General features: G+C 71.9%; 14 protein-coding genes. 4 read left to right on the plus strand and 10 right to left on the minus strand.

What is annotated here, in order from left to right; translation table 11 throughout:
• Nucleotides 1-45 precede the first annotated feature (45 nt).
• The 8 genes from FRANEAN1_RS23135 to FRANEAN1_RS23170 form a co-directional block, all read right to left on the minus strand.
• The gene (locus FRANEAN1_RS23135; RefSeq protein WP_041254641.1) at nt 46-960 is read right to left on the minus strand and encodes a 3-carboxyethylcatechol 2,3-dioxygenase; all 915 of its coding nucleotides are present in this window, start codon (nt 958-960) and stop codon (nt 46-48) included.
• Complete coding sequence (locus FRANEAN1_RS23140; RefSeq protein WP_020462236.1) at nt 905-2629, minus strand: bifunctional 3-(3-hydroxy-phenyl)propionate/3-hydroxycinnamic acid hydroxylase; 1725 nt, start codon at nt 2627-2629, stop codon at nt 905-907. Before FRANEAN1_RS23140 ends, FRANEAN1_RS23135 begins: the two co-directional genes overlap by 56 nt.
• A 2-nt stretch (nt 2630-2631) precedes the next feature.
• Nucleotides 2632-3495, minus strand: coding sequence for an alpha/beta hydrolase (locus FRANEAN1_RS23145; RefSeq protein WP_041254643.1), 864 nt, complete (start codon nt 3493-3495; stop codon nt 2632-2634).
• 366 nt (nt 3496-3861) lie between these two features.
• Complete coding sequence (locus FRANEAN1_RS23150; protein ID WP_041254645.1) at nt 3862-4614, minus strand: helix-turn-helix domain-containing protein; 753 nt, start codon at nt 4612-4614, stop codon at nt 3862-3864.
• Nucleotides 4615-4664: 50 nt separating this feature from the next.
• A complete protein-coding gene (locus FRANEAN1_RS23155; protein WP_020462239.1) occupies nt 4665-5210 on the minus strand; it encodes a nuclear transport factor 2 family protein in 546 nt (181 codons plus the stop codon).
• Nucleotides 5210-6208 (minus strand): alpha/beta hydrolase, encoded by a 999-nt coding sequence (locus FRANEAN1_RS23160; RefSeq protein ID WP_020462240.1) that lies wholly within the window; start codon nt 6206-6208, stop codon nt 5210-5212. Before FRANEAN1_RS23160 ends, FRANEAN1_RS23155 begins: the two co-directional genes overlap by 1 nt.
• Complete coding sequence (locus FRANEAN1_RS23165; protein ID WP_020462241.1) at nt 6208-8013, minus strand: NAD(P)/FAD-dependent oxidoreductase; 1806 nt, start codon at nt 8011-8013, stop codon at nt 6208-6210. The genes FRANEAN1_RS23160 and FRANEAN1_RS23165 overlap by 1 nt, the downstream gene beginning before the upstream one ends.
• A gap of 33 nt (nt 8014-8046) precedes the next feature.
• Nucleotides 8047-9711 (minus strand): FAD-dependent oxidoreductase, encoded by a 1665-nt coding sequence (locus tag FRANEAN1_RS23170; RefSeq protein ID WP_020462242.1) that lies wholly within the window; start codon nt 9709-9711, stop codon nt 8047-8049.
• Between the two features lie 252 nt (nt 9712-9963).
• On the opposite strand from FRANEAN1_RS23170, the gene FRANEAN1_RS23175 reads away from it, so the two are divergent.
• Entirely contained in the window at nt 9964-11685 is a 1722-nt protein-coding gene (locus FRANEAN1_RS23175) for an AMP-binding protein (RefSeq protein WP_020462243.1), read from the plus strand.
• 50 nt (nt 11686-11735) lie between these two features.
• On the opposite strand, the gene FRANEAN1_RS23180 is transcribed toward FRANEAN1_RS23175, so the two are convergent.
• A complete protein-coding gene (locus FRANEAN1_RS23180) occupies nt 11736-12617 on the minus strand; it encodes an LLM class F420-dependent oxidoreductase (RefSeq protein WP_020462244.1) in 882 nt (293 codons plus the stop codon).
• A gap of 137 nt (nt 12618-12754) precedes the next feature.
• Complete coding sequence (locus FRANEAN1_RS23185; protein WP_020462245.1) at nt 12755-12997, minus strand: rhodanese-like domain-containing protein; 243 nt, start codon at nt 12995-12997, stop codon at nt 12755-12757.
• Between the two features lie 212 nt (nt 12998-13209).
• Here FRANEAN1_RS23185 and FRANEAN1_RS23190 point away from each other — a divergent pair, with 212 nt between their 5' ends.
• The 3 genes from FRANEAN1_RS23190 to FRANEAN1_RS23200 all read left to right on the plus strand — a co-directional run bounded on the left by FRANEAN1_RS23190 (nt 13210) and on the right by FRANEAN1_RS23200 (nt 17934).
• The gene (locus tag FRANEAN1_RS23190; protein WP_020462246.1) at nt 13210-13953 is read left to right on the plus strand and encodes a TetR/AcrR family transcriptional regulator; all 744 of its coding nucleotides are present in this window, start codon (nt 13210-13212) and stop codon (nt 13951-13953) included.
• Nucleotides 13954-14170: 217 nt separating this feature from the next.
• Nucleotides 14171-16177: a squalene--hopene cyclase gene (shc, locus tag FRANEAN1_RS23195; protein WP_041254649.1), complete on the plus strand. Its 2007-nt coding sequence runs from the start codon at nt 14171-14173 to the stop codon at nt 16175-16177.
• A gap of 185 nt (nt 16178-16362) precedes the next feature.
• Entirely contained in the window at nt 16363-17934 is a 1572-nt protein-coding gene (locus FRANEAN1_RS23200; protein ID WP_347176721.1) for a GGDEF domain-containing protein, read from the plus strand.
• Nucleotides 17935-17941 lie beyond the last annotated feature (7 nt).

Here is a 17941-nt window from a genome sequence, read left to right on the forward strand (position 1 = left end):
CTCGGAATCGTCGGGGCGAGCACCGCCCGCGGGTGGACGCCGGCCTCATCGCGGGAAGGCCGTCCGCATGGCGAAGCCGGCGATCAGCTCGGGCGCGGGCCGGTAGTAGCTGGTCCGCACCTGGTACGGCCCCGTTGCGGCGAGCGCCGCGAACGCGGCGACCCACGTGCGTATCTCGTGCGCGGAATTGCCGCCCTCCCGGGTGATCCCGTCGTTGGTCCACCCGTCCAGCTCGGCCAGCCGGCCCTGGTCGAGGACGTCGAGCACGCGCCGGTCCCACTCGGGGTTGAGCGGTTGCAGGTCGGCCTCACCGCGGGCGAAGCCCGCCGCCGCCTCGATCACCGCGGTCTGCCGGGCCTGCCGCTCCCCGACGGTCGGCGGCCGGCCGTGCACGATGCGTTCGAGCACCTCCGGCGGGCTGGCCAGGGTCGGAACGGGCGGGTCGTGCGAGAGGCCGCCGGACCCCATCACGAGCACCCGCCGGTCGAGGCCGGCCAGGTAGCGGCCGATCGCGTCCCCGAGCAGCCGGGCCCGCCGCAGCGGCGCCAGCGGGACCGCGACGGAGTTGACAAAGACCGGGACCACCGGACGGGCCGCGATGTCGCCGAAGAGTGCCGCCAGCGGCTGCACCGTGCCGTGGTCGACGTCCATGCCGGTTGAGACGGCCACGTCGACGTCGGCCGCCCAGGCCGCCTCCGCGAGGCCGTAGGCGAGCTCGGCGGGGACGTCGAGCTCGCCGCTCTGCGTCCCGTAGTCGCCGACACCGCGCGCCGCGGTGCCGACGCAGAACGGCGGCATGAGCCGGTAGAAGAAGCCGTTGTAGTGGTCCGGGGCGAACAGGACGACCAGGTCCGGGTCGTACTCGCGCACCACGTCCCGGGCGGCGGCGAGCGCCGTGCCGACGTCAGCCAGGAGAGACGGCGGCGGGCCGGGCAGGCCGAGCAGCGGGCTGTGTGACATGCAGCAGAGGGCGAGCGCCATCCTCGGCTCCCGGGGTGAGGGACAGCGCGCCGGTGAGCGACGCGGCCAGTTCGGATGTCAGCTGAGCGACGCAGGCGCCGGACACACACCGGTCGGGCCGCAGGAAGAGCACGGACTCCTCGTGCGCGTCGAACCAGGACTTGAGCGCGCCGGTCCGGTCCCCGACCACCACGACGTCCGGGTGGTCCTGGTCCGCCCAGTGCAGCTGGGTGGCCGGCCGCAGCGCGACGAAGGTCGCGCCGAGCGCCTTCCACCTCGCGAACGTCTCGGGGCCGAGCAGCTCGTACGGGTCGTTGTTCCAGCACAGCACGGCGAACCAGGGCCCGAGCACGTCGTCGAGCCGGACGTTCTCGCGCTCGCGGGTGTCGACCCGCGGCTGGATGAACAGGGTCCCGACCGGCGAGTCCGCCCGGATCGGCTCCGTGTGCACGACCGCGCCCTCGACGTATCGCGGCATCGGTTTGAACCGCATCTCCACGACGTACTGCTTGAGCGCGGGCACGGCGGAGGCCGTCCGGGCGATCCAGTCCCGCACGGTGGCGACCCGCCGGTTGGTCGGGGAGATGATGCGCCCGACGGTCGTCGACAGGTCGATCATCGACTGCGCGTGCCGGCGGCGCTCGACGTCGTAGGTGTCGAGCAGGGCGTCGCCGGCGAGGCCGTTCGCCACCGCGGCGAGCTTCCAGCCGAGGTTGGCCGCGTCCCGGATGCCGCTGTTGTAGCCCTGGCCCTGCCAGACCGGCATCAGGTGGGCGGCGTCGCCGGCGATCAGGACCCGCCCGTCGCGGAAGGAGCCGGCGATCCGCGAGTGGTGCGTGTACACCCGGCGCCGGATGATGTTGACGCGGTCCGGGCGCGGGACGAACCGGGCGAGCATCGTGGCGATGAACTCCGGGTCCTCCGCCGCCTCGTCGGCCTCGTCCGCGTGCAGCATGAACTCGAAGCGGCGGATGCCGTGCGCGATGGACACCGACACGTAGGGGCGCGCCGGGTCCGCGCCGACATCCACGTTGGGCCGGCCGAGCGGGTCGGGGCGGATGTCGACCACGAGCCAGCGCGTCGGCGACGTCGTGCCCTCGAACGACATCCCCATGAGCTGCCGGGTGGCGCTGCGCCCGCCGTCGCAGCCGACGACGTGGCCGGCCGTGACGGTCGAGGGGCCGGCGGGCCCGGACAGCCCTACCGTCACCCCGCCGGCGGCCTGCTCCAGCGACTCCATCCGGTGGCCCCAGCGGACCTCGACGTGCTCGTACCGCCGCAGGCCCGCCAGCAGCTCGGCGTCCACCAACGGCTGGACGAAGCCGTTGCGCTTCGGCCAGCCGAACGGCTCGCTGGTCGGCGCGATCTCGGCGAGCACGCGCTGCTTCGCGTCGACGAACCGCATCACCTGGTTGGGGTTCGTGTGCGGCAGGATCCGGTCGACCAGGCCCGTGCTCTGGAAGGTGCGCAGCGACTCGTCGTCCAGGCCGACCCCGCGCGGGTAGTCGATCAGCGTCTCCCGCTCCTCGACCACCAGGGTGCGCACGCCGTAGCCGCCGAGCAGGTTCGCGAGCGTCAGCCCCACCGGGCCGGCGCCGATCAGCACGACGGCCGGCGCGGCGGCGACGGCTCCGGGTGCGGTGCCGGCTCCGGGCAGGTCCGTGGCCATGGTCAGCGCCCCAGCAGGAAGTCGACGTGCAGGCGGTTGAAGGTCTTGGCGTCCTCGTACTGGGGCCAGTGGCCGCAGCCGGGCATCACCTCGAAGCGGGCGCCCGGGATCATCGAGGCGATCCGGCTGCCCTCCGCGACGTTCGCGGTCGGGTCGTCGCTCGTCCACAGCACCAGCGTGGGTGCGGTGATGGCGCCGTACTCGGCCGGGCCGAGCAGGTTACGCGCCCTGATCGCCGGATCCTGCAGCGCCATGATGTCGCTCATCGCCGCGGTGAAGCCGGACTGCCGGTAGACGCGCTGCCGGCTCGCGACGAGGTCGTCGTAGTCCCGGGTCTTGTCCGCCATCAGCCACTTGATCCGGGCCTGGACGACCGGCCAGGCCGGGTCCTCCACCGCCGCCATCGACAGCGTGCGGATACGCGCCATGACGGCCGGATCCGCCTGCGACCCGCCGGCGGTGTTGAGCACCAGCCGATCGACCCGGTCCGGATGGTCGACGGCCGTGCGGGCCGCGACCCAGCCCCCGAGGGACTCGCCGCTGATGTGGGCGCGGTCCGCGCCGATGGTGTCGAGCACCGCCATCAGGTGCTCCACGTAGTGGGCGACCTCCAGGGGGTGACCGGGCCGGCCGGTGTACCCGTGCCCGAGCATGTCGATCGCCCACGTCGAGAAATGTTGTGCGTGGGCCTCCAGATTGCGGACGTAGGCCTCGGCATGCCCGCCCGAACCATGTAACAGGACGAGCACCGGTCGGCTCTTGTCGCCGGCGTGCAGATATCTCGTCCGCACGCCCGCGGCGTCCAGGTATCCCTGCGAGAACGGGACACCTTGAAGGTCACTCCAGATGCTTTCGAACTCCGACACGCGTCTGGCCCATCCCTCGGTCACGCTGCACCCTCGCCAGCAACCCTCGCTAGCGCTGTACGAACTATAGAACGATAGTGTTCTAAATATGCACAGTAGGATCCGCCCTCAAGGGTGTCAAGACCGGGAGGACGGCGGACGGACGGCCCCGCCCACCCGTCCCGCGGCGGCCGGGCACGGCGCAACGGCGCCCGCCGCCACGAGACGGTGGGCACGCGGGAATCGCGGGCAGACGGGCAGACGGGCAGACGGGCAGACAGCCGGGCGGGCGGGCAGACAGGCCAGCAACGCGGGTGCGCGGGAAGGCACGACCGCCGAGCGCCGACGCCGGGCCGGCGCCTGCTACGGCTTGGTGGAGCCGGTGGGCTAGCCGGCCTGGCCGAGCCCGGGCACCTGGGCACCCGACAACCGGTCACCGCCGTCGAAGAGCTGGCCGATCTCGCCGGCGGCCTGCACCATCACCGGGCCGGCGCCGGCCGCCACCTCGGAGCGGAAGGTGACCAGGTGGAGGCACATGAGCGGGCTGGAGGGCCGGGTCGGGATGAGCGCCGCGACGCCATGCGCCCCGGCCTCTATCTCACCGCTGCTGACCGCGAAGCCGAGCTCGCGCGCGAGCTTCACCCCGGCCGGCTCGCCGGGCTGCGGCGGAAGCGCCGAGGCGAGCGCGTAGCCCGCTGACCCCCGGTCCAGCGGGGTCCGCATGCCGGCGCGGAACGACAGGTGATGAGTTGTGTTGGTGGGTTCGACCAGCGAGATCGCGACCGCTTCCTCACCCTCGGCGATGAAGAGCGCAATCGTGGAGCCGAGTCGCTCGGCCAGCCGCCGCATCGAGGGCAGGGCGATCTCGCGCAGGCCGGGCAGGTAAGCGTCCGACAGCGACACGAGCCTCGCGCCCGGCCGGTAGACGCCGTTGTCGGCACGGGTGAGAAACCGGAAATCCACGAATGTCTGAAGCAGCCGGTAGGCGATCGACCGATGGATGGAAAGCCGTTCCGCGACTTCCTGGGTGGTCAGGCCCGTCCCGGATTCCGTGACGGCGATGAGGGCCCGCAGACCGCGCGCGAGCGTCTGGCTCCCAGGCTGCGCTTTGACGATCTCCGTCTGGTCGGCTCGGGCCATGGGCTGATGGTATCCGGCCCCGTCAGCGCCCGGCTGCGCGGCGCGGGCTCTCACCCCCGCACCAGGCGCATGATCGCCTGGGACTCGGGTGAGCCGTCAAGGACGCGGTTGCGGCGGTCCCGGATCCGCCAGCCGGCAGGTGTGCGCAGCAGCGTCCAGTGGTTGATCGCGGCCCGCCACAGAAACCACCGGTCATCCTCCCTGAGGACCACGAAGGAATAGCCGACGGCCTCCGCCGTGTCGCCGCTGACGGTGACGCGAGGCGGGGCGGTGAGGTGCGCGACGCCGGCGGCGACCAGCCCGGTGTGCGGCTCGGTCCGGTAGAGATCCGCCAGGCCCTGCGGCGCCTCGACCCGGACAGCGCTCCCGGCTGGGACGCCGAACTCGTAGCCGCCGCCGCTGATCCACAGGTCGGCCGCCTCTTCCGCCGACCCGCTGTCGACCAGAGGGCCGTAGCTGTTGAGCAGGCGGAGGATCTCCAGCTGGTCCTCGGCCGACCGCAGCCGTGCCTCCAGCCGCCGGAGCCTGCTCTCCACCTCCGCCAGGCCAGCCACGTCCGCCAGGTTCGCCACGTCCGCCAGGTTCTCCCCGACCATCAGGGCCCCTCGCCGGCTTCCTGGGATCCGTCCGCCGGCACGAACGCGGCGGCCAGCGCCGCGTAGACGTCCCGCAGGAACTGCGCGGTGCGCGGGGTGCGCGGCGGTGCGCCGAACCCGCCGTGGATGACCCCGGGGTACACGTGCAGCTCGATCGGCACGCCCGCGGCCGACAGGCGTGCCGCGTAGGCGACGTTCTCGTCCACGAACCCGTCGACGTCGCCGATCCCGAGGAAGGCCGGCGCGAGCCCGGTGAGGTCCTCCGCCCGCGCCGGCGCCGCGGTGGGCGGGACCTCGCCGCCGTCGAGCGACCCGAGATAGGCCGCCCAGCACATCCGGTTGGCCCGCAGATGCCACAGGCCCCAGTGCCCCGGGTCCTCGATCGCGCGGATCGAGGGTGTCAGCTCACGGTCGTCGAGCATCGGGTAGATCAGCAGCTGCAGCACCGGCTGGGGGACGCCGAGGTCCCGCAGCCGCAGGCACAGTCCGGCGGCCAGGCCGGCACCCGCGCTCGCCCCGCCCAGGACCAGTCGGGCCGGGTCGACCCCGAAGTCGGCCGGGTTCGCGCTGACCCGGCGCCAGACCGTCTCCGCGTCCTCCAGGCCCGCCGGGTAGGGGTGCTCCGGGGCCAGCCGCCAGTCGACCGAGGCGACGGCGCAGCCGAGCTCGATGACCATCCGGTCGAGGCGGTCGTCGTTCTCGTCCAGGTTCCCCATGATGTAGGCGCCGCCGTGCAGCCAGAGGAGGAAGGGCAGCGCCGCCCCGGCGGGGGCGTCGGCGGGGCGGTACCAGCGCACCCGGACGTCGGGACGGCCGTCCGTGCCCGGGATGACCTGGTCGCGACGCCGGACCCGCGGATCCTCGGGGGCGGACGGCGGGCCGACCGCCGCGTACGAGCGCCGGATCGTCGCGATGCTCGTCAGGTCCCAGCGCGCCAGCCGATCGAGCAGCGCCACGGTCCCGGGCTCGACCCGTTTGTGCACGTCGATGGCGGCCATCAGTTGCCGTCGGCCCGGTCCGGGTTCATCGGCTCGACACCGACCTCGATCGCCTTGATCAGCAGCGCCGTGAACCGGGTGTAGAAGCGGGCCATCCGGATGAACCCGGTGCCGAACCACAGCCCGGGCTGGGCGGAGCGACGCCACGTGTTCGCGTACTCGCCGTCCGCGGCCCGGCCGTACGCCTTGTCGATCCGGTCCGCCGCCGAGCCCAGCGTCGGCTTGATGTGGCCCCAGAACTGGTGGTAGCCGGTGGCGAAGACGATCAGGTCGACGTCGAGGGTCGAGCCGTCGGTGAAGACCACCGTCCGCTCCCTGATCTCGGCCACCTCGACGCCCTGCTTGAGGTGCACCAGGCCGTCCGCGATCAGTTCGGACGCGCCGATGTTGATCTGGTAGGCGTCCTTGCCGGACATGTGGGCGCCGATGATGCCGGTGCCGTCCGGGCCCCACTCGAGCTTGAAGCCCCGCGAGGTGAGACCGTCGAGCAGATCCTGGTCGGCCGCCGCAGCGAGCTTCACCAGCTTCTTGTTGAGCTCGTCGACCCGCTCGTTGGGCAGCGCGTAGGTCATCTGGTCCGCGAAGTCCGGGGTGTAGGGCATGTCCTCGGTGAACAGCGTCGACCAGTACCGGTGGTAGGACGTGTAGTTCACCACGTAGGTGGCACTGCGCTGCAGCATCGTGACGTCCGCGCCGTGCTCGTACAGGTCGTGCGCGATCTCGTGGCCGCTAACACCGGCCCCGATCACCAGCGCCCTCCTGCCCTGGAAGTCGGCGCCGTACTGGAACTCGTCCGAGTGCGCCGTCATGCCGGGGAAGGTCTCGAGGCCCTTGATCGCGGGAATCTTCGGCGATCCGAACAGGCCGCCCGCCACGACGAAGTGCCGCGGGTGCAGCTCCCGGACCGAGCCGTCCCCGCGCCGGACCCGGATCGTCCACCGCTGGGCGTCCTCGTCGAAGTGCCCGTCGAGGAACGTGGTGGACGTCCACACGTTGAGGTCGAGCAGGTTCGCGTACGACTCCAGCCAGTCGGCGAACTTGTCCTTCGGGGTGTGCGCCGGCCAGGAGGGCGGCAGCGACAGGTAGGGCAGATGGTCCCCGAAGACGGTGCTGTGCAGGGCCAGCGACGCGTAGCGCTTGCGCCAGGTGTCCCCGACCCGCGCCTCGCGGTCGATGACGAGCGTCGGCACGTCGAGCGCGCCGAGCCGGGCCGCTATGGCCAGCCCGTTGTGCCCCGCGCCGAGCACGAGCACCGCGGGCTCGCCGTCCTCGAAGGCGATCTCCTTCTCGCGGTCGCTCGACCACCGGGTGCGGTCGGGCACGATCCCGTAGACCTTGCCGTCCCGGCGATGGTGACGCACCCGTTCCGGATGGGCCTGCAGCCCTATCACCTGGGTCTGCAGGATCGACACCACGAAATGCCCCGCGCTCGGTACGAGCAGCACATAGCCACGGTCGATCCGGTCCGTGGTGGTGAAGTCGAAGAACGCGTTGATGGCGCCGTCCGTGACGACCGGCGGCTGCTCCCGGCTGGGCCGGAAGTCGGCGGCGTTCCAGGCCTTCGCCAGCTCGGTGAGCCGGGCGACGGTCTCCTCCCGCCCGACCGTGTGGTGGAAGTCCCAGGGGAAGGCCATGAAGTCACGCCAGGTCGCCTCCGGGAGGAAGAGCGCGGCGAGGTCGGACGTGGATCCGCTCCGCAGGGCCGCCGCGAAGTCGGCGAGCCATCCGGCGAAGATGTCCTCGGCGTCCCGCGCGGTGATCGCCTCGGCCGGGCTCTCTAAAGTCTCGGTCACTGTCTCGCTCATCGCCCCAACTCCCGATGATCTACTGGCTTCGGGTCAGCTTCCGGATCGTTCACTCAGGACCGGCGACCGGGCGCCGGACGCCGGGTCGCGCGCCGCCGCGCGCCCGGCGTAGAGACCCCACACCCCGGCGACGGCCAGTGTCGCCCCGGCACCGCCGTACACCATGCCGGACGGGCTCGCCATCACGTTCCCCGCGGCGTAGAGCCCGCGGATCACGTCGCCGTCGACGTCCAGGACCCGGCCCTCCCGATCGGTCCGGGGCCCGCCTTTGGTGCCGAGCGCCGACGACCCGACCTCGACGCCGTAGAACGGCGCGGTCTCGACCGGGCCCAGCGTGGAGAGGACCGATTCGGGATCGAGCACCCGGCCGCCGGGGAACCGGTCGTAGGCGTTGTCGCCGCGGCCGAAGTCGGGGTCGGTGCCGGCACGGGCATGCTCGTTGAACCGCCGCACGGTCGCCGCGACCTCGGCCGCGGGCAGGCCGAGCCGACCCGCCAGCGCGTCCAGGGTGTCCGCGCGCTCCAGCCAGTCCGGCACCACGCCGCCGGGCGCCCCGCCGAAGACACCGAACCGGTCGACGGTCGACTGGTCGAAGATCAGGTAGCTCGGCAGGTTCGGGTACTCGAACTTCGACGCGTCGAGCTGGTGGTAGGCGCCGCCGAAGGCGTTGTAGTTCGCCGCCTCGTTGGCGAACCGGCGGCCGTGGCCGTTGACCATGATCGAACCGGGCAGTGCGCGCTCCCGGGCGGTCAGCAGACCGTTGCGGGCGCCGTCACGGCGATGCCCGGGAAGGCTGACGACCGGGGCCCACCAGGCCTCCCGCATGTTGCCGAGCTGGGCGCCGACCCGCATCGCCATGCGCAGCCCGTCCCCCGTGTTGGACGGCGCGCCGATGGCCCGGGTCAGCGGCCCGCGCAGGAAGTCGCGGACGAGATCGGCGTCGTACTCGAAGCCGCCGGTGGCGAGCACGACCGCGCCCGTGCGCACCGACCGGGTGCCGTCGGGGGTCGCGATCTCGATCCCGGTGACGGCGCCGTCACCGGTGACCAACCTCAGGCCGCGCGACCGGGTGGCGACGTGCACCCCACGCCGCAGGCAGGCCTGGAGCAGACCGCCGACCAGCGCCCGGCCGAGGCCCTCCGCGCGGTTCTTCTCCCGCTCGGCGAGCACGTCCAGCTCCAGCGCGCCGGTGCCCCCGCCCAGGGGCATCTCGCGGATGAGCAGCCGGCGGGTGTCGCCCGCGATGCGGTCCTCCCATTCCTCGAACCCGAGGAAGGAGAAGAGGCCGACCTCGATCGACCGTCCCCCGCGGGGCAGGCCGCCGGGACGTTCCGGGTGATAGTCGGGATAGCCCTCGACCAGGTGGAAACGGAGATCCGTCTGCTGCTCGACGAAGTCGACCAGCTCCGGACCGCCGTCGACGAGCGCCTCGGCCAGCTCCGGGAGAATCATCCCGTTCGACAGACTCGCCAGGTACGCCAGGCCGTCCGCGCGGGAATCCTTGATGCCGGCCGCCCGGGCCGGCTGGTTGGCGGGGACCCAGATCGTCCCGCCGGACAGCGCGGTCGTGCCGCCGAGCAGCTCCGCCTTCTCGAACACGGCGACGCGGGCACCCTCCACGGCCGCGGCGAGCGCCGCGGTGAGCCCCGCCGCGCCTGACCCCAGAACCACCACGTCGTACGTCTCATGCTCATCCATCGCATGCCCCCGTCACTGGGAGAGTTTCGGAACCGCCCGGCGGGCCGGCACCGGACCGCGTCGGCGCGGCGCCCGCGGGCCGCGGTGGCCGCCTGGGCCGCTCTGCCGCTCGACTGTGGATCACCTGTCGCCGTAGAGCGCCTGCCGCCGTGCATTATGTGCGACATAGTGTTCAATAGGTGCTCAAGCTAATAAGCTCCTCGAGGGGTGTCAAGCCCGACCGAACCCTGCGCAGACCCGAGGGGCTGATCAATGCCGACCGATTCCGCGAGCGAGGACGTCCTCTCGACCGCTCGGCCGTGGCTCGCCGCGTACCCACCGCAGATCGACCCGTCGCCGCGCCTCGCCCACTCCTCGATCGTCGACGCGTGGCGGGACCGGGTGGCCGGCAACCCCGGCCGGACGGCGGTGCGGTACTTCGACGGCTCCCTCAGTGCGGCCGAACTCGACGCCCACACCGACGCCCTCGCCGCCGAGCTGCAGGAACGGGACGTCCGGCCGGGCGAACGCGTGGGCGTCTACCTGCAGAACGTGCCGCACTACCCGATCAGCCTGCTGGCGATCTGGAAGGCCGGCGGCATCGCGGTGCCGCTCAACCCGATGTACCGCGGGCGCGAGCTGCGGCGCCTGATCGACGACTCCGGCACCACGGGGATCATCCTGGCCCGCGGGACCGACGCCCAGACCCGCGAGACGCTCGCGGGCAGCACCGTCCGCTGGCTGTTATCCGCCTCCGCGCGCGACTTCCAGACGGCGGACGACCCGCGCGTCTTCGGCGCCGCCGGCGATCCCGCGCCGTCGCCCGACGGCGATCTCGCGGCGATCCTGTCGGAACGCCGGGGGCAGCACCCCGAGCCGGTCGAGACCGCCCTTGACGACACCGCCTTCCTCACCTACACCTCAGGCACCACGGGCCCACCCAAAGGCGCGCTGAACACACACCGGAACTGCCTCAACTCGGTCCTGAACTACGGCCGCTGGCTACTCCTCCAGCCTGGCGACGTGGTGTTCGCGATCGCCCCCCTCTTCCACATCACTGGGCTCTCCCTGAACGCGGGCATCGCACTGCTGAACGACACGACACTGAGCATGAGCGGCCGCTTCGAGCCCTCAGTCGTGCTCGAGGCCTTCCGTGACCACGGCGTGACGACCACCATCGGTTCGATCACGGCGTTCAACGCCTTTTTCCGGGTGGACGGCGCGGGCCCCGAGCATTTCGCCGCGGTGAAGCGGCTCTATTCCGGCGGCGCGCCCATCCCGCCGTCGACGGTGGAGGCCTTCCGGTCGAGGTTCGGGCCCTACCTGCACAACATCTGGGGCATGACCGAGACGACCGGCGGTGGCATCGCCGTGCCCCCCGGCGCGGCGGCACCCGTGCACGGCCCGAGCGGCACCCTGTCGATCGGTGTGCCGATGCAGAACGTCGACGTGTGGATCACCGACGAGAGCGGCGCGCCGCGGCCGCCGGGCGTCGAGGGTGAGCTGGTCATCTCCGCGCCGCAGGTCATCCCCGGCTACTGGCGCAACCCCGAAGCGTCGGCGCACGCGCTGGCGGGCGGGCGACTGCGCACCGGGGATGTCGCCGTCCTCGACGCCGCCGGCTGGGTCTATCTCGTCGACCGGGTCAAGGACCAGATCAACACGTCGGGCTTCAAGGTCTGGCCGCGCGAGGTCGAGGACGTCCTGTACGAGCACCCCGACGTCTTCGAGGCCGCCGTGGTCGGCCTGCCGGACGCCTACCGCGGCGAGACCGTGGCGGCCTACGTGTCGCTGCGCGACGGCGCGGCCACCACTCCCGAGGAGCTGACCGCCTTCGCCCGGGAGCGGCTCGCCGCGTACAAGTACCCGCGCCGGATCTCGATTCTTCCGGAGCTGCCGAAGACCGCCACCGGCAAGATCCAGCGGGCGGTGCTGCGCGAACAGGCCCCCGCGGGACAGGTGATCCCTGCCCTGCCGCGGGCAGAACCCGGCTGACTCACGGCGATGGTCCGCTCCCGGGCCGGCCCGGGAGCGGACCAGGCCTCTCAGCGCAGCGCGACCTCGGCCTTCTTCATGATCTCCGCGATGTAGTCGATGTGGCGGTCGACGCCGGTGAGCCCGCGCCCCATCGTGAACAGCGAGGCGTGTGTGGCGCCTGCCGCCCGCAGCCGCAGCAGCCCGTCCGTGATCTGCCGATCGGTGTAGGGCTGGCCGGGTGCGTGCAGGACGAACTGCGCACCGAAGCCGTCGAGCGGCCTGCCCGCGATCGCCAGCAGTTCCCGCAGGCGGATCCAGCCGTCCGTCGCGGCCTGATCGAGGCCGTAGCCGAAGACGAAGCCGTCGGCCAGGGCCACGGCCCGGCGGAACGCCGCCTCGGCGAACCCGCCGCACCAGATCGGAATCCGGCGGGTCGGCCGCGGGACGATGTTGGCGCGGTCGATCTGGTCGAACTCGCCCTCGAAGCTGATCAGCTCCTCGCTCCACAGCCGCCGGAGGTAGGAGATCTGCTCGGTCAGTCGCCGGCCCCGGCTGGCGAAGTCCACGCCCATCGCGTGGTATTCGACCCGGTTGTACCCGGCCCCCACCCCGAGCCGCAGGCGCCCCCCGGACATGAGGTCGATGTCGGCCGTCTGCCGGGCGACGAGGACGGTCTGGCGCAGCGGAAGGATGAGGACGCCGCTCACGAACTCGATGCGCTCGGTCAGGCCGGCCAGGTAGGCGAAGGCCGTGAGGGGATCGTGGAACGGGCTCCGTTCCCCGTACCGGCCCCGGATCGGCGGGTCGCGTCGCTCGTGCGAGGCGCCGATGACGTGGTCGTACAGGACCAGATGGTCGTAGCCGAGCCCCTCGGCCGCCCGGGCGAACCGGGCGAGCGCCGACGGATCTCCCTCGAGCTCGATCTGCGGATAGACGACCCCGAGCCTCATCGCACCCCGCCCGTCTCTCTCCCCGTCACGCCGAGGACGTCGGTCAGGCTATCAGCGGCAGTTCTTTTTCTACAACCATCAGTTCAAATAACGCACGCGGGCGGCGGGGCCCCGCCGGAACAGGCGCCGCCCGCGCGTCAGCTCTCCGCTCCGAGGACGAGCGGCAGGTCCGGGTCCGCCGCCCACTCCAGCATCGAGCCGTCGTACACGGCGGCCGGGAGCGGTTCGCCGGTACGGGTGTCCACCAGGGTGCGGGAGTCGAGGTGACGCGCGCCCGGGATGTGACCGGCACGGTAGGGACGGTCGGCCGACCCGAGATAGGCCTCCCTGCTGCGGCTGTCGACCACCAGGACGGCCGGGTCGCCGATGGCCGCGAGCACCGCGCCGCGGTCGGTGCACGCCCTCCCAGCCGGCCAGGCGTCATCGACACCGCGGATCGGGGGGCGGCCGGCCCCAGCACTCCCTCACGAACAGGACATACGACCCATGCGGGTCAAAAATCTGTCAGAGACTGCCATTTGCCAGTGTTGCGCGTATGCTTACCGAAGACACCAGGGTCACGGAAGCGCTACGCGGCAGGAGGTAACCGAGCGTGGCTGACCAGCGCACGGAAGGCCTGCGTGAGCGGAAGAAGCGTCGCACCCGCCAGTCGATCATCGACGCCGCGCACGAGCTGTTCCACCTGAAGGGCTACGAGGCGGCCGCCGTGGAGGAGATCGCCGACCAGGCCGAGGTGTCCGTGCGCACCGTGTTCCGCTACTTCACGAGCAAGGAGGCGATCGCCCTCGCACCGCTGGACGAGATGGGCGATCTCACCGTGGCCGCACTGCGCCGCCGGCCCGCTGACGAGCCACCCCTGACGGCGCTGCGCAACGCGGCCTTCGACGCGTGGACGCTGATGTCGCCGGACGGCGACTCACTCCGCCACTACGCCGATCACCTGCTTCTCCTCGACGGCTCCTCACCCCTGGCGGGAGCGGTCCTGAGCCGTCTCGTCGCCATCGGCGACCGACTCGCCGTGGAGCTCGCGGAGGAGACCGAGCCCAGCCCGGTCGAACACGCCACCGCTCAACACGCCACCGCTCAACACGCCACCGCTCAACACGCCACCTCTGAACACGCCATCGCTGAAGGCACCACCCCTGAAGGCACCACTGCCGGGAACGGCCCGCCCGACCCCGGTCTGGGCGCCCAGCTGACCGCCGTCACGTTTCTCGGGGCCATCCAGGTGGCGACCCGCGCGTGGTGCAGCTCGGGCAGCACAGACCTCGGCGATCTACTCATGACGGTCGACCTCTGCCTCGGTCGACTGGGCGTCCAGCCCCCCACCGGCTGACCCACCCGCACCGCAGGAACAGCACAACCGGGAAGCAAGGTCTGTCGCGGCACCCTGAACAATGTGAGCGCGCCAGCGTGAATGAGCGCCCCCTACTCGGGCGGCGCGGTTCGGAGAGCCCCTCCGGCGCGCCCGTTCGGCGTCCAGGTCGGCCATGTTCCAGGGATCCGACCGACCTCCTGTCACGTTGGTGATGAACGATATGCGAGGACCGGATATGAACGTTTCCGATACCGTCAGTGTCACCCGGGAAAGCATTCCCACGCAGACCAGCGCCGGCGACGCCACCGCACGCGACCTCACCGCGGCTGTCGGCAGCGAGCTCACCCGCGCGCTACGCCTCGCCACCGACCACCTGCTCGCGCTGCAGGACGGCACGGGCTGGTGGAAGTTCGATCTCGAGACGAACACGAGCATGGACGCCGAGGACCTCCTGCTGCGCGAGTACCTCGGTATCCGCACGACCGAGGTGACGGCGGCCTCGGCCCGGTTCATCCGCTCCCGGCAGAGCGACGACGGATCGTGGCCGCAGTACTTCGGCGGCCCGGGCGAGCTGTCCACCACCGTCGAGTCGTACATCGCCCTGCGCCTCGCCGGCGACGACGCCTCCGCACCGCACATGCTCAGCGCCGCGACCTGGGTCCGCGACCACGGCGGAGTTCCCGCGACCAGGGTGTTCACCCGGATCTGGCTGGCGCTGTTCGGTTGGTGGCGCTGGGAGGACCTGCCGGCGCTGCCCCCGGAGATCATGCTCCTCCCCCGCCGCGCACCGCTGAACATCTACTCCTTCGGGTCCTGGGCGCGCCAGACCCTGGTGTCGCTGACGGTCGTCTCCGCCCTCCGCCCGGTGCGGCCGGCGCCGTTCGACCTCGACGAGCTGTACCCGGACGGACCCGCCTCCGCCTGGTCCGGCGCCGGACCCTCCAACGTGCTCGAGAGAATCAGCACGCGGTTCACCGCGAAAGAAATCTTCCTGGGTATCGACCGACTGCTGCACGTCTATCACCGGCGCCCCGTTCGATCCATGCGCAACCATGCGCTGCGGGCCGCGGAGCGGTGGATAATCGCCCGCCAGGAGGCGGACGGATGCTTCGGCGGAATTCAGCCACCCGCGGTCTATTCGATAATCGCGCTGCGGCTGCTCGGGTACGAGCTCGACCATCCGGTGCTGAAGGCCGCCCTGCGGGCCCTCGACGACTACAGCGTTACCCTCCCCGACGGCTCCCGCATGGTCGAGGCGTCGCAGTCGCCGGTCTGGGACACCGCGCTGGCGGTGAACGCCCTCGCGGACGCGGGTGCCACGGCCGCGATCGCGCCCGACCACCCGGCGCTGGTCCGCGCCGCCGGCTGGCTGCTCGGCCAGGAGGTCCGGCACCGGCGTGGCGACTGGGCGGTCAACCATCCCGACGTCCCGGCGAGTGGCTGGGCGTTCGAGTTCGAGAACGACACCTACCCCGACACCGACGACACGGCGGAGGTTCTGCTCGCGCTGCGCCGGGTGCGCCACCCGGCGCGCGACGAGCTGGACGCCGCCGAGCGCCGGGCGGTGGCCTGGCTGTTCGGGCTGCAGTCCAGCGACGGCGGATGGGGCGCATACGACGCGGACAACACCAGCACCATCCCGTACCAGATCCCGTTCGCCGACTTCGGAGCCCTCACCGATCCGCCCTCCGCGGACGTCACCGCGCATGTCGTCGAGCTGCTCGCCGAGGCCGGCCTCGGCGGCGACGACCGCACGCGGCGCGGGGTGGACTGGCTGCTGGACCACCAGGAGGCCGACGGGTCGTGGTTCGGCAGGTGGGGCGTCAACTACGTCTACGGCACCGGCAGCGTGATGCCCGCGCTGCGCGCCGCGGGGCTGGAGCCGTCCCATCCGGCCATGCGGGCGGGAGCGGACTGGCTGCTCACCCACCAGAACGCCGACGGCGGCTGGGGGGAGGACCTGCGCTCCTACACCGATCCCGAGTGGTCGGGCCGTGGTGAGTCCACCGCGTCCCAGACGGCGTGGGCGATGTTGGCCCTGCTGACGGTGGGCGACCAGCCCGAGGTGAGCGGGGCCCTCGCGAGGGGTGCCCGGTGGCTGGCCGATCACCAGCGGCCGGACGGCTCCTGGGACGAGGACCAGTTCACCGGTACCGGGTTCCCCGGCGACTTCTACATCAACTACCACGGCTACCGGCTGCTGTGGCCGATCATGGCCCTCGGCCGCTACCTCCGCGGGTAGGGCAGCCGCCCCAGCCAGGCGCCAACATCGTAACTATCCGAATCGGTTCGACCTCGATACTCTTCCCCCGAGGGATGTGGACGATGTCCGAACTCCGTGGCGTCACGGGCGCCACACACGGTTTGCGGCGTTCGACCGTTTCGGGCCGTACGCCGCAGTTGTTGTGGTGCGCGGCCGTCGCCGCCGTGGTGCTTTTTGCGCTGGAGGTCGCCCTCGCGGTGCTGTTGGGCCCGCGGCCGGGCGTCGTCGCCACGATGTCGCTCAACGCCGCCGCCCAGGTGGCCGCCGCGGCGGCCTGCTTCTGGACCGCTCGGCGCACCCGCCCCGGTGACCGGCGCTGGCGGCGGCTCATCGGCGTCATGGCGGGCAGCTCGGCGCTCGCCAGCGTCGCGACGGCGGCAGCCGTGCTGGGTGGTGAATCTCCCCGGGTGTCCTCGGGGTGGTACGCCGTCCTGCTCGTTTTCCACGGTGTGGCCCTGGCCGGGCTGCTGTCGCTGCCCACCGACCCGGTGGACGGCCGGGCGGGGAGGCAGGGCCGCGGCTCGTCCCGCTGGTACGTGATCACCATGCTGGACTGTGTACTGATCGTCGGTTCGATCGTCCTGCTGGAATGGGGGACGGTGCTCGCCGCGGTCGTCCGGACAGGTGCGCCCAACCTCAGAGAGTTCCTGCTCTCCCTGGTCCACGCGGTCTCCGTACTGATCCTGGTCACGGCGGTGGTGCTGATCGCGAGCTTCCGCCGGCCGCGCTCCCCGACGACGTTGGCACTGCTCGGCACAGGTCTGCTCGCCTACGGTCTCACCAGCAACGTCTTCGTCTACCGCGTCGCGCAGCACCAGCTCGACATGCCGCCGTTGAGCGTGGTCGCATTCGGCCTCGCCTTCCTGCTGGTCTTCCTTGCCGCGCTGCTGCCGTTCCCGGCTCGCGCACCGCCGGACGGCCCGGCGCTGGACGGCCCGGCGCCGGCCGGGCCGCAGGCGACGTGGGCGTACGTGGTGCTGCCCTACGCGGTGCTCGGTGCGGCGGGCCTGCTGGTGGTCGGCAAGCTGTCGATCGGTACGCAGGTCGACCGGTTCGAGACGTACGGCATCGCCGGGCTGCTGCTGGTCGCGCTGGTCCGCCAGATGGTCACGCTGGTCGAGAACGCCCGGCTACTCACCGGAATCCGGGACCAGGAACGGGAGCTGCACCACCAGGCCTTCCACGACCCGCTGACCGGCCTGGCGAACCGGGCCCTGTTCACCCGCCGACTACAGCGAGCACTCACGCGCGCCACCGACGACGCCGGTGACGCCAGCGACGCCGGTGGCGGCACGTCGCTGTCCGTGCTGTTTCTGGACCTTGACGAGTTCAAGCACATCAACGACACCTTCGGGCATGCCGCCGGGGACGAGCTCCTCCGGATCAGCGCGGAGCGGCTGCGGGCGGGAACACGGACCGTGGACACCGTCGCCCGGCTCGGCGGCGACGAGTTCGCCGTCATCCTCGACGGCGACGGACTCCGCAATCCCCGCCGTGTCGGGGAGCGGCTCGCGGCAGCGATACAGGCACCGTGTCTGCTGGCGGGACGGCCTTACACCCCGCGAGCCAGCCTCGGACTGGTCACCCTCGACTCCCCCGCCCGCCCGGCCGACCCCGACGTCCTGCTCCACCAGGCCGACCTTGCGATGTACGCGGCCAAACGCGAACGGGCCGGCAGGCTGAAGGTCTACCGGTCGGACATGAGCCCTCCGATCGCCGCACCGCCGCCCGGCTGACCGGGCG

Origin of the sequence: Parafrankia sp. EAN1pec (genome assembly GCF_000018005.1) — a bacterium.
In the GTDB taxonomy this organism is placed as follows: Bacteria; Actinomycetota; Actinomycetes; order Frankiales; family Frankiaceae; genus Parafrankia; species Parafrankia soli.

What these genes read in the sequence shown, in the direction of transcription:
- FRANEAN1_RS23180 (WP_020462244.1), bottom strand. Translation starts at nt 12,617, where the DNA reads ATGAGGCTCGGGGTCGTCTATCCGCAGATCGAGCTCGAGGGAGATCCG.
- FRANEAN1_RS23175 (WP_020462243.1), top strand. Translation starts at nt 9,964, where the DNA reads ATGCCGACCGATTCCGCGAGCGAGGACGTCCTCTCGACCGCTCGGCCG.
- FRANEAN1_RS23135 (WP_041254641.1), bottom strand. Translation starts at nt 960, where the DNA reads ATGTCACACAGCCCGCTGCTCGGCCTGCCCGGCCCGCCGCCGTCTCTC.
- FRANEAN1_RS23170 (WP_020462242.1), bottom strand. Translation starts at nt 9,711, where the DNA reads ATGGATGAGCATGAGACGTACGACGTGGTGGTTCTGGGGTCAGGCGCG.
- FRANEAN1_RS23160 (WP_020462240.1), bottom strand. Translation starts at nt 6,208, where the DNA reads ATGGCCGCCATCGACGTGCACAAACGGGTCGAGCCCGGGACCGTGGCG.
- FRANEAN1_RS23140 (WP_020462236.1), bottom strand. Translation starts at nt 2,629, where the DNA reads ATGGCCACGGACCTGCCCGGAGCCGGCACCGCACCCGGAGCCGTCGCC.
- shc (WP_041254649.1), top strand. Translation starts at nt 14,171, where the DNA reads ATGAACGTTTCCGATACCGTCAGTGTCACCCGGGAAAGCATTCCCACG.
- FRANEAN1_RS23165 (WP_020462241.1), bottom strand. Translation starts at nt 8,013, where the DNA reads ATGAGCGAGACAGTGACCGAGACTTTAGAGAGCCCGGCCGAGGCGATC.
- FRANEAN1_RS23155 (WP_020462239.1), bottom strand. Translation starts at nt 5,210, where the DNA reads ATGGTCGGGGAGAACCTGGCGGACGTGGCGAACCTGGCGGACGTGGCT.
- FRANEAN1_RS23150 (WP_041254645.1), bottom strand. Translation starts at nt 4,614, where the DNA reads ATGGCCCGAGCCGACCAGACGGAGATCGTCAAAGCGCAGCCTGGGAGC.